The organism is Salinibacter grassmerensis, assembly GCF_947077765.1.
Lineage (GTDB): Bacteria > Bacteroidota > Rhodothermia > Rhodothermales > Salinibacteraceae > Salinibacter > Salinibacter grassmerensis.
This window is the reverse complement of sequence record NZ_CAMTTF010000013.1, coordinates 1-10,878: the sequence shown is the minus strand read 5'-3', so window position 1 is coordinate 10,878 and position 10,878 is coordinate 1. Positions and strand designations below refer to the sequence as shown.

At 66.4% G+C, this 10,878-nt stretch carries 11 protein-coding genes; 9 read left to right on the top strand and 2 right to left on the bottom strand.

The window, feature by feature from the left end; translation table 11 throughout:
• Window positions 1–59 precede the first annotated feature (59 nt).
• The 8 genes from OJB03_RS15480 to OJB03_RS15445 all read left to right on the top strand — a co-directional run bounded on the left by OJB03_RS15480 (window position 60) and on the right by OJB03_RS15445 (window position 7,255).
• Window positions 60–662, top strand: a complete 603-nt coding sequence (locus OJB03_RS15480) for an anthranilate synthase component II (RefSeq protein ID WP_263788976.1) — start codon at window positions 60–62, stop codon at window positions 660–662.
• Between the two features lie 35 nt (window positions 663–697).
• The gene (gene trpD, locus OJB03_RS15475) at window positions 698–1,732 is read left to right on the top strand and encodes an anthranilate phosphoribosyltransferase (RefSeq protein ID WP_263788975.1); all 1,035 of its coding nucleotides are present in this window, start codon (window positions 698–700) and stop codon (window positions 1,730–1,732) included.
• Between the two features lie 60 nt (window positions 1,733–1,792).
• Entirely contained in the window at window positions 1,793–2,605 is an 813-nt protein-coding gene (gene trpC / locus OJB03_RS15470; protein ID WP_263788974.1) for an indole-3-glycerol phosphate synthase TrpC, read from the top strand.
• Between the two features lie 70 nt (window positions 2,606–2,675).
• Window positions 2,676–3,341 (top strand): phosphoribosylanthranilate isomerase, encoded by a 666-nt coding sequence (locus OJB03_RS15465; protein ID WP_263788973.1) that lies wholly within the window; start codon window positions 2,676–2,678, stop codon window positions 3,339–3,341.
• 78 nt (window positions 3,342–3,419) lie between these two features.
• Window positions 3,420–4,640 carry a tryptophan synthase subunit beta gene (gene trpB, locus OJB03_RS15460; RefSeq protein WP_263788972.1) on the top strand — a complete coding sequence of 407 codons (1,221 nt, stop codon included), beginning with the start codon at window positions 3,420–3,422 and terminating at the stop codon, window positions 4,638–4,640.
• A 52-nt stretch (window positions 4,641–4,692) separates the two neighbouring features.
• Window positions 4,693–5,529, top strand: coding sequence for a tryptophan synthase subunit alpha (gene trpA, locus OJB03_RS15455; RefSeq protein WP_263788971.1), 837 nt, complete (start codon window positions 4,693–4,695; stop codon window positions 5,527–5,529).
• 149 nt (window positions 5,530–5,678) lie between these two features.
• Window positions 5,679–6,830, top strand: coding sequence for a DUF4837 family protein (locus OJB03_RS15450; protein ID WP_263788970.1), 1,152 nt, complete (start codon window positions 5,679–5,681; stop codon window positions 6,828–6,830).
• Complete coding sequence (locus OJB03_RS15445) at window positions 6,830–7,255, top strand: DUF4296 domain-containing protein (protein ID WP_263788969.1); 426 nt, start codon at window positions 6,830–6,832, stop codon at window positions 7,253–7,255. Before OJB03_RS15450 ends, OJB03_RS15445 begins: the two co-directional genes overlap by 1 nt.
• A 14-nt stretch (window positions 7,256–7,269) precedes the next feature.
• On the opposite strand, the gene OJB03_RS15440 is transcribed toward OJB03_RS15445, so the two are convergent.
• Window positions 7,270–9,219: a RecQ family ATP-dependent DNA helicase gene (locus OJB03_RS15440; RefSeq protein WP_263788968.1), complete on the bottom strand. Its 1,950-nt coding sequence runs from the start codon at window positions 9,217–9,219 to the stop codon at window positions 7,270–7,272.
• A 111-nt stretch (window positions 9,220–9,330) separates the two neighbouring features.
• Here OJB03_RS15440 and OJB03_RS15435 point away from each other — a divergent pair, with 111 nt between their 5' ends.
• Window positions 9,331–10,374, top strand: coding sequence for a glycosyltransferase family 2 protein (locus OJB03_RS15435; protein ID WP_263788967.1), 1,044 nt, complete (start codon window positions 9,331–9,333; stop codon window positions 10,372–10,374).
• Here the strand turns inward: OJB03_RS15435 and OJB03_RS15430 are convergent.
• On the bottom strand, window positions 10,342–10,878 hold a 537-nt coding region (locus tag OJB03_RS15430; protein WP_263788966.1), incomplete at its 5' end, for a DMT family transporter. The genes OJB03_RS15435 and OJB03_RS15430 overlap by 33 nt on opposite strands.

Genomic DNA, 10,878 nt, shown 5'->3' with positions numbered 1-10,878 from the left:
CGCCCGTCCTCGCTCAACGAGGCCCTCTTCGCCCCCCCGCTCCATATTCCTCCCCGCCGATGATTCTGGTCATAGACAACTACGATTCGTTCACCTACAACCTCGTCCACCTTGCGGGCCGGAAGACGGATGATTTGGAGGTGGTCCGCAACGACGACCTCACGGTCGCGGACGTGGCAGACCTGGACCCGGACGGCATCCTGATTTCTCCGGGCCCCGGTCATCCGTCGGAGGCCGGCATTACGGAACCGGTCATTCGGGAACTCGGCGAAACGACCCCCATCCTGGGCGTCTGCCTTGGGCACCAGGCCATCGGAGAGGTCTTTGGCGGATCCATCACGCAGGCCGATGAGCTGATGCACGGCAAGACGAGCCCCGTGTACCATGAGGGCACTTCGCTCTTCGAGGACGTCGACCCGTCGTTCGATGCGACCCGGTACCACTCCCTCGTCATCGACCCGGACACCTTTCCGCACGATGACTTGGAGGTGACGGCCACGACGGAAGAGCGCGACACGATCATGGCCCTCCGCCACCGCACCCACCCGCTGTACGGCATCCAGTTTCACCCGGAAAGCGTGATGACACGGGCCGGGCCGACAATCATTGCCAACTGGCTCTCGATCGCGCTGGACGAGCGGTCCCCTGCCCGCACCCCGTAGCCCCTCCACTTCTTCCTCGAAATCCCTTTTTGCCTGTGAACACCCTGCTTCAAACCATCGCCGACGGCGATCCCCTCTCCCGCCCGGAGGCCGAGGAGGCCATGACCGCGATGATGGACGGCTCCGCGCGCGACGAACACACCGCCGCCCTCCTGATGGGCCTGCGCACCCGTGGCGAGACGCTGGACGAGCTGGTCGGGTTCACGAAGACCATGCGGGAGTTTGCCGTTTCGGTGGAGACCGACGACCCTCACGCCATCGACCTGTGCGGCACTGGGGGCGACGGGGCAAGCACCTTCAACATCTCCACCACCGCATCCTTCATCGCGGCGGGCGCCGGCGCGACCGTAGCCAAGCACGGCAACCGCTCCGTCTCGTCCCAGTCCGGGTCCGCCGACGTTCTGGAGGCGCTCGGCGTGCAGATCGACCTCGAAAAAGAGGGCGTCGAGCACTGCCTCCACGAAGCCGGGATCGCGTTCCTGTTTGCCCCCTTCTTCCATCCCGCCATGCGGCACGTGATGCCGGTGCGCAAGGCGCTCGGCGTCCGCACCTTCTTCAACATTCTCGGCCCCCTCTGCAACCCGGCCGGCGTCACCCGGCAGATCGTGGGCGCCTTCGACACAAACACGGCGCAGACGATGGTGCGCATCCTGGCCGAGCTCGACACCGACCACGTCATCACGCTCCACGCCGACGACGGGCTGGATGAGGTCAGCGTCTCCGCCTCCACCACGCTCTTCGAGTACGACGCCTCCGACCAGAACCCCGTCCCGCGGAGCCACGAGATCGGCCCGGAGAGCCACGACCTGGACCGGTCCTCCATCTCCGCCCTCGAAGGCGGCACCGCCCAGGAAAATGCCTCCATCCTCCGCAACATTCTGTCCGGCGAGGATCAGGGCCCCCGGCGCGACATCGCGCTGCTGAACGCCGCCTACGCGCTCCACGTCAGCGACCAGTACGCCGACCTCGACGCGTGCCTGGAGGCCGCCGCGGAGAGCATTGACTCGGGCGCCGCGCTCGACACCCTCAAAACCCTCGCAAGCGTGTCGAAGAAGGCCAAGTCAGAGTAAGGCGCCGGACGGCCCGCGACGGCACTCGCCCTGTCCTCCCCAACACCGCCCCTTTTCACCGTGAGCATCCTGGACGACATCATCGACGACACCCGCGAGCTCGTGGAGCAGCGGAAAAAAGAAACGCCGGTTTCGGAGCTCGAGGAGCGCCCGTTCTACGACGACCGGGAGCCCCTCTCCCTCGCGACGGCCTTGAAGGAACGGGGGCTCTCATTCATCGCAGAGGTCAAAAAGGCGTCCCCCTCCAAAGGCGTCATCCGGGAGCCGTTCGATCCCGCCGCCATTGCTCAACAGTACACCGAGCACGACGCGGCCGCGATTAGTGTGCTTACGGAGCCGCTCCACTTCGGGGGGGCCCTGGAGCACATGGCCTGGATCCGGGCCCACGTGCCCGAGACGCCACTGCTGCGGAAGGACTTCATCGTCGACCCGTATCAACTTGTGGAGGCGCGGGCGGTGGGGGCCGACGCGGTCCTCCTCATCGCGACGGCCCTCGAGGCGGGCCAGCTCGCCGACCTGCACACCGCCGCCACCGAGCTCGGGCTGTCCTGTCTCGTGGAGGTATACGAGGAAGAGGACCTCGACAAGATCGACTGGGATCAGGTGAGCGTCCTCGGGGTCAACAACCGAGACCTCCACACCTTTGAGGTCGACCTCGAAAACTCGCTCCGTATTTTTGACCAAACCCCGAAAGGAGTCGGGCGCGTGGCCGAGAGCGGGCTGAGCGATCCCGAAACGCTCGTGCGCCTCCGGAAGGCCGGCATCAACGGCGTGCTCATTGGCGAGCACCTGATGCGTGCGGACCATCCCGGCGAGGCCCTCTCTCAGCTTCGTGCCGAAGGCAAGAAGATTGCCGCCCAGCAGGCCGGCTAACGATCGATTGATGTCGGTCTCGTGACGGTGCTTATTTCATCTGCTTTCCCCATCCACAGAGCAACGCCCCATGGGAGTTGAGCTAAAGGTTTGCGGCATTACAGAACTTGAAGACGCGCGCTACTTGGCGGGCGCCGGGGCCGACTACCTCGGCTTCATCCAGCACGAGGAGAGCTCTCGCTACGCGCCCCCCGCCCTGGCCAGCGACATCATCGAATGGGTGCACGGCCCGGCCCCGGTTGGGGTGTTCGTCAACGACGGCGCAGATACCATCAACGAGGCCGTGGACACCGCCGGCTTTGAGCTTGCTCAGCTGCACGGTCAGGAGCCTGCCCACGTCGCGGAGCGCGTCGACTGCCCCGTGATCAAGGCGATTCACGTGCGGCACGACGCGGCCCCGAACCAGCTCCGGACGCTCTTCGAGCGCTACGAGGACGTGGTCGAGTACTTTCTGCTGGACACCCACGATTCAAGCGTGTGGGGCGGCACCGGCGAATCGTTCAACTGGCGCCTCGCCCGCGAACTCGCCGAGGACTATCCGGTCTTCCTGGCCGGTGGGCTCAACGCCGACAACGTGGCCCGGGCGCTCGAGACGATGCGCCCGTTTGCCGTCGATCTATCCAGCAGCCTGGAGTCTGCCCCCGGGCAGAAGAGCTTTGAGAAGATCGACGCGTTCATGGATGCTTTTCAGGACGCGACGGCCGAGTTGGAAGAAGCCGAAACGCATGACCCCTGACCTGGACCGCACCGCGAGTTTCGCGTAAGAGAGTATCGGTATTCCCGACCACTATTCACTCTGCAAGAGCTGCCCGCCATGTCCTCTCCCGCTACTACGTCTCGTGCGGACACCCTTCCCGACACCGATGGTCACTTCGGCTCGTACGGGGGGGCGTACGTGCCGGAGACCCTCACCCCTGTTCTGGAGGAGCTGAAGGCCGCCTACGCCACGTACAAGGACGACCCGGACTTCCAGGCCGAGCTCCGCGCCCTCCTCAACGAATACGCCGGCCGGCCCACCCCTCTCTCCTATTGCGACCGCCTGACCGAACGGATCGGTGGGGCCCGCATTTACGCGAAGCGGGAGGACCTCTGCCACACCGGGGCCCACAAAATCAACAACACGCTCGGCCAGATCCTGCTGGCCACGCGCATGGGCAAGGAGCGTATTATCGCCGAGACCGGGGCTGGGCAGCACGGGGTGGCCACCGCCACGGTCTGCGCCAAGTTTGGGGTCGACTGCGTCATCTACATGGGCGCGGAAGACATGGAGCGTCAGCGCCTCAACGTGGAGCGCATGGAGTTGCTGGGCGCAGAGGTTCGGGCGGCGACCTCGGGCAGCCAAACCCTGAAGGAGGCCACCAACGAGGCCATCCGGGACTGGGTGTCTAACCCGGACGACACGTTTTACATCATCGGCTCCGTCGTCGGCCCGCACCCGTACCCCATGATGGTGCGCAACTTTCACCGAGTGATCGGCACCGAGACGCGCCACCAGCTCCGCGAGGAGACCGGCCAGGAGACGCCAGACGCCATTGCGGCCTGCGTGGGGGGCGGCTCCAACGCCATTGGCATCTACCATCCGTTCCTCGACGATCCCGAGGTGCAGCTGCACGGGACGGAGGCGGCGGGCGGCGGCCTCGACGGCGACCACGCGGCCACCCTTGCCGAGGGGTCGCCGGGCGTCCTGCACGGGGCGATGAGCTACCTGTTGCAAGACGATACCGGTCAGGTAAGTCTCGCCCATTCACTCTCCGCCGGTCTCGACTATCCCGGAGTGGGGCCCGAGCACGCCCACCTGCGCGATGAGGGGCGCGTCACGTATCACCCGGTGACCGACGACGAGGCCCTGGACGGGGTGGAGCTGCTGTCTCGTACGGAAGGCATCATTCCGGCGCTCGAGACGGCACACGCCGTGGCTCTCCTGCCCGAGTTGGCACGAAACCTGGCCGAGGAGCGAGGGGAAGACGCCGTGCTGGTCTTTAACTGCTCCGGTCGAGGCGATAAGGACATGCAGACCATCGCCGCACACCGGTAACGGCACCCGTCTCGGTGCCCCTCGCCATCTTTTCCCCTTCTCCCCCACCACCATGTCCCGACTCGACGAGACGTTCGACGCCCTTGGCCCGGACGAGAAAGCCATGGGGCTCTTCCTGACGGATGGGTTCCCAAACCCCGATGCGACAGTCCCCCTGCTCCACGCGATCGATCGCGGAGGGGCCGACTTCATCGAGTTGGGGATGCCCTTCAGCGATCCGCTGGCCGAGGGGCGCCCCATCCAGCGGGCCAGCGCCCAGGCGTTGTCCCACGGGGTCACGCTGGCCGACACCCTCCAGACCGTCGAGGCATTTCGGGAGGACAGCGACACGCCTCTCCTGCTGATGGGGTACATCAACCCGGTGTTCAAGTACGGGATCGACGCCTTCTGCCGGGACGCGGCGGACGCCGGCGTCGACGGCCTCATCCTGCCGGACCTTCCCCCGCAGGAGAGCGAGGCACTCTGCGACGCAGCCGCCGCCCACGGCCTGGAGCTGGTCTTCCTGATCGCCCCCAACACCTCCGACGAGCGGGTTCGGGTTGTTGACGAGCGGGCCACGGGCTTCGTGTACGCCGTCAGCGTAACCGGACTCACGGGCAGCGACCTTGCTGAAACGCCGAGTGTGGACGAGTACCTGATGCACGCCCAGAATTTTGTGGACCAGAACCCCCTTCTCGTCGGCTTCGGCATTAAGACCCACGACGACGCGATGGAGCTGAGTCAGCACACCGACGGCTTTATTGTGGGCTCTGCCCTCATCAACCACGTTGAGGCCCTCTGGGAGGCTTCCGAGCGGCCGATGACGGACCGGCTCGCCGAAGTTGAGGCATTTGCTCGCCATCTCAAGTCCGGGACGCCAGCCCCCACACTCCAGCCCAATCCTGCGTGAGATTGGAGGATGTATACTCGCTCGTCTTTCGGAACGCCGGGAAGCCTAGTCGTTGGCCCCGAGACGTTTGCCCGCCCGGAGCAATCTCAATGCTTGGGCGTGTGAGGTGGATGAATCTTATCTCGCCTCAGCCTTCAACTTCTCCGCCTATGCGCCGTGCTCTTGCTGTCTCTCGCCGGCTTCTCGTGGGGACGCTGCTCGCCAGCCTGCTTCTCTGCTTTTCCGGGTGTGAGGGCGACTACCGCCCTCGTGCCGTGGGCCCCGAGGGCGAGATTACCGTCGTGATGGACAGTTCGCACTGGACGGGCCCCAGCGGCGAGGCGCTGCGCACGAACGTCACGCCCTGGGTCGAAACCCTCCCGGTCTCGGAGCGCTCTTTTCAGCTGCGCCACATCGAGCTAACAGACGAGCGCACGTACGAGCGCGTCCAGGACTTGAAAAACGTCATCATCGCGGCGCCCCTCAGCGACTCGACAAACGAAACATCATTTCTGCGACGGCGCCTTTCGGACGAGGCGGAACAGGCCATCCTAAACGGACAGACCGCCGTGGTCTCCAAGCCGAATTTGTGGCGCCGCAGCCAACGCATCTACTACGTCGCGGCGTCCAGCCCGGACGCGCTTGCCGAAACGTTTCGGGGGCAGGGGGCGGAGATCCGGAATTCGTTCACGGAGGCGACGCTCCAGCGCATGGACCGGAACATGTACGACGAGAATCGCCGGTCGGCCCTCGAAGATACCCTCATGCGGCGCCATGATTTTGCCGTAAACGTGCAGTCGGACTTTCAGATTGCCATCGACACCACGACCGAATCGGAGGGATTCGTCTGGCTGCGTCGACTCCTGGCCCAGACGCGACGTGAGTTCTTTGTTTACTACGTCGAGGATGTCAGTCCCGACCAGATCACTCCCGAGTGGATTTACAACACCCGCGACTCACTCACGCGTCGCTACCTTCGGGGCAACGTGCAGGGGTTCGTAAAGGTTGACTACCGGCGTCCCCTCGAAACCGAGCAACGCTCCTTCCTGGACCGGTACGCGTATGACTCGCGTGGTCTGTGGTACATGGTGGCCCCCCTCGGGAGCGACAACGAGCTTCAACCTATTGGGGGCGGCGGTCCCTTCGTAAACTATACGTTCTACGACCAGGCCACGGACCGGGTGTACATGCTGGACGGGTCAATCTTTGCCCCCGACAACGACAAGCTCGACCTCCTTCGGCAGATGGAGGTCATGGCCCGTACGTTCCGCACCGCGGAAGGGAGCGGCTCACCGGATGCGTCGTCGACCGCCGCGAAGTAATGCCTACGATCTCTTCTTTTCTCCGGTCGGTCCCCCCTCGACGGTGGGGCGCATTCGCAGCTCTCGTCGGCCTCGGCGTACTGATGGGGTGCTCGGGGTTCTCGGCCGGCGACGAGCCGCTTCCGGATAGCACGTTCACGCGCGTGCTGACGGAGCTGCACGTAGCCTCCTCCCGCCAATCTCAGGACGTGGCGACGCCGCCGAGCCTTCGCGACTCGATCTTCGCCCGGTACGACGTGGAGCCGTCCGAATTTGAGGCCACCCTGCGCCATTATACCCGCCGCCCGGGTCGCTTCGAGAGCATGTACCAGACCGTTATTGATACCCTCCAGGCCCTGCGGCGCCCGGACCGACGCAGGCCTGATTCTCGGAGCCTTCCGGACTCTCTTCAGAACCGCTCTCGGGAGGCCCCCGATGCGCCGTAGCCTGCCCCACCGCCTCAGAGCCAGTTCTCCGCCCTCTCCGTGAGGCGCACCGATCCGTCGAGGGGGTCCTCCACGGCCAGGTAGTCTTCCTCGACGAGCCACTCCACGAGCTCGTCGACCCGTCGGGGTGGCGCCGGCGGGTCGTCGAACCACTCCCCGCGCGGGACCGACGCCGCCACCTGCTCCAGGATGCGGCGGAGGATCGGTTCGTCATCGGGGGTGATGGCCGTGGGCTGATGCCGCCCGAGACACACGTCGCACGCGTCGCACTGCTCGTCGGTCGCCTCCCCGAAGTAGGCAAGCAGGGTCCAGCGCCGACAGGCCACCGACCGGGTATAGCGGAGCATGTACTGAAGCCGTGTTTCGGCCCGCTGTCGGGCGTTCTGGACGGCCTGGTCGTCCACGGGCAGTTTCGACGCGCGGGGATGCGCGAGCTCAACCTGCAGGGCTGCGCCTGGCGGGTTCCAGCGGAGCAGTCCCTGCTCTTCCAGGTAGCGCAGCCCGGCACGGAGGCGGTCTCGGGACAGATCTGCCCGGCGTCCGACGGCCCGCAGGTCGAGCGGCCACCACTCCCGAAACGCGTCGGCGTGGACGGCCCGCAACAGGGTCCGCACAAACGTGGCCAGCGCCCGGTTGCCCACCGTGTCGGCATATTCGCGTGCCTCCCGGGCCGACGCCACGAACTTCAAAACACCGAAGTGCCTGCGGCGCGGAAGAAGCGTCCACGCTCCCTGGCGGTCAATGAGGTCGACGGCGGTCCGCACCTTCGTCCGCGAATAGCCTGTCGTTTTCAAAACGGCGTCGAGCTGGACGGCGAGCGGCCCGTCCGGCTCGCTCCCCACCGGCACCTGTCCCACACTGCAGACCGCGTCGTAGACCGCCCGCACCTCTTCGGCCGTGGGGTGCGAAGCCTCGATAAGGGCGGCCTGCGTGTCGGCGTCGGTGGGCTGGTACAGCAGCACCGCATGGGCCTTCTCGCCGTCACGGCCGGCCCGGCCCGCCTCCTGGTAGTAGCTCTCCAGCGACGACGGGGGCGCCATGTGCACCACGAAGCGTACGTCGGGCTTGTCGATGCCCATCCCGAAGGCGTTGGTCGCCACTATGACCCGGACATCGTCGCCGACCCAGGCCTGCTGGCGGTGCTCGCGGGCCTCGGCATCCAGGCCGCCGTGATACGCCGCCACGGAAACGCCGTGCGCGTCGAGGCGCTTCCGCCACCGGGCTGCGTCCCGGCGCGTCGCCACGTACACGATGCCCGTCCCCGGCACCGCATCGACGACCGCACGGAGACGCTCCCACTTCTTGTCGGTGCGGAAGACAGACCACGTGATGTTGGGGCGATCAAATCCCCGCACCACCTCCACCGCGTCCGGAAGGGCCAGCAGTTCGAGGATGTCCTGACGGACCGCCGGGGTGGCCGTGGCGGTGAGGGCCACAGTGGGGGGCGTTCCCAGTTGCGCCCGGGCGTCGGGGATCTGGAGGTAGTCGGGCCGGAAGTGGTGGCCCCACTCGCTCGCGCAATGGGCCTCGTCAACCGCCAGGAGCGACACGTCCAGGCGCTCCGCCCGGGCCTGAAAGACCTCCGTGGAGAAGCGCTCGGGGGCCATGTAGACGAGGTCGTACTGCCCATGCTCCGCGTTCGTCCAGCGCTGCTCGACCTCGTAGCCGGGCAGGGTGCTGTTGATGAACGTGGCGGCGATGCCCTGTGCCTGGAGCGCCTCGACCTGGTCCTGCATAAGCGCAATGAGCGGCGAGACGACGAGCACGAAGCCGTCGCCAAGAACGGCGGGGAGCTGGTAGCAGAGGGACTTTCCGCCCCCTGTCGGCATCACGCCCAGGACATCTCGGCCCTCGAGGAGCGGCGTCAGCACCGCCTCCTGGCCGGGGCGGAACGTCTCGTGTCCCCATCCGCGCTGCATCGCCCGGCGCGCTTCCTCAACCGAATACGACGACAGATCGGCCATCAGCAGGGGATTCTGAGATCGAATTCCATTTTCCGCGATCAGCTATTATGTTTGCCCGGGTTCAGCGTTCGTTCTCTCCACGATGCGTCTCGGCCGCAGGCCATTTCTTTCATGTCCGCCCCCCCGGTGTCCATCATCATCGTCACCTGGAACGCGAAGGAGCTGGTGCAGACGTGCCTGCCTTCCGTCGTGGCCACCGACTACCCGAACGTCGAAATTATCCTCGCCGACAACGCCTCCACGGACGGGACCGCGGCCTGGGTCGCCCGCGAATATCCGGAGGTCAAAATCGTTCGTCACCCCGACAATTGGCTCTTCTGCCGCGGCAACAACGCCGCCCTGCCCCACGCCTCCGGCCAATTTGTGGTGCTGTTAAACAATGACGTGGAGGTTCCCCCGGACTGGCTGCACCCGCTCGTGGAGGCGGCCACCGAGCGGCCCGATGTCGCCGCCGTACAGCCCAAAATGCTTCAGTACGGCGATCGAGGCCAATTCGAGTACGCCGGGGGCGCCGGCGGCTTCCTGGACCGCGCAGGCTACCCCTTCACGCGTGGACGCCTGTTCGAGACCATGGAACGCGACCGGGGGCAGTACGACGATGCGCGCGACGTCTTTTGGGCCACCGGTGCGGCCCTCCTGCTCCGCCGCTCGGCCCTGGACGAGGTCGGACCCCTCGACGAGCGGTTCGAGATGCACATGGAGGAGATCGACCTCTGCTGGCGGCTCTGGCGACATGGCTACCGGGTCCGCGTGGCCCCTGAGAGCACGGTATACCACATCGGGGGCGCCTCGCTTCCACAGTCGTCCCCCCGGAAAACCTACTACAACTACCGGAACAGCCTGCTCATGCTCTACAAGAACCTTCCACCGTCGGCCTGGCGTCGGACCCTGCCGCTCCGGCTGGCCTGTGACGTAGCGGCTCTTGGGCGCGTGCTCGCACAGGGGCGCGGGCAGGAGGCCACCGCTATTCTCCGGGCCTACCGGGACGCCTTCCGCATGCGCCGGCACTACCACGACACCCGGCCAGTCCCCTCCGACCTGGCGGTGCTGCCGTTCTACCGGGGCCTCGTGCCCGCCGACTATTTTCTCCGCGGCCGCCACACCTTCGCTGATCTTCCGGGGTCACGCTTCGTCCTCCCGGACGACCGCCCGTGAGGGAGGGGAATCGGCGGCCTCTTCGGGGGGCGCCCTGCGCCGCCAGACGACGACCGCCACCGCAACCAGGACCACCCCCATCCCCACGATCGAGGCGGGCGGCGGCACCTCCCCAAACAGTCCGTACGCGAGGAGCGACGCCCCGACCGGCTCTAGGAGCGTCAGCATGCCCACGATGGCGGCCGGCACGCGCTGAAGGGCGTAGTTGAAGGACCCGTGCCCCAGCACCTGTGGCCCCAGGGCGAGTCCGGCGCAGAGCGCATAGAAGGACCAGGAGTACCCCGTCAGCGGAACGCCCCGCAGGACGGCGGCCGCCAGTGCCGTCAGTGCCGCTACCGTGTAGAGCGGCGTCACGTACGCCAGCCAAGACACCTTCTGCCGGACGACCCGCCCAATCAGGAGGTAGACACTCACCAGGAGCGCCCCACTCAACGCCAGCGAGTTGCCCAGGAGCGCCCCCTGCCCCAGGGCAACCGTCCCCGCGTCGGCCCACCCGATCAGCCC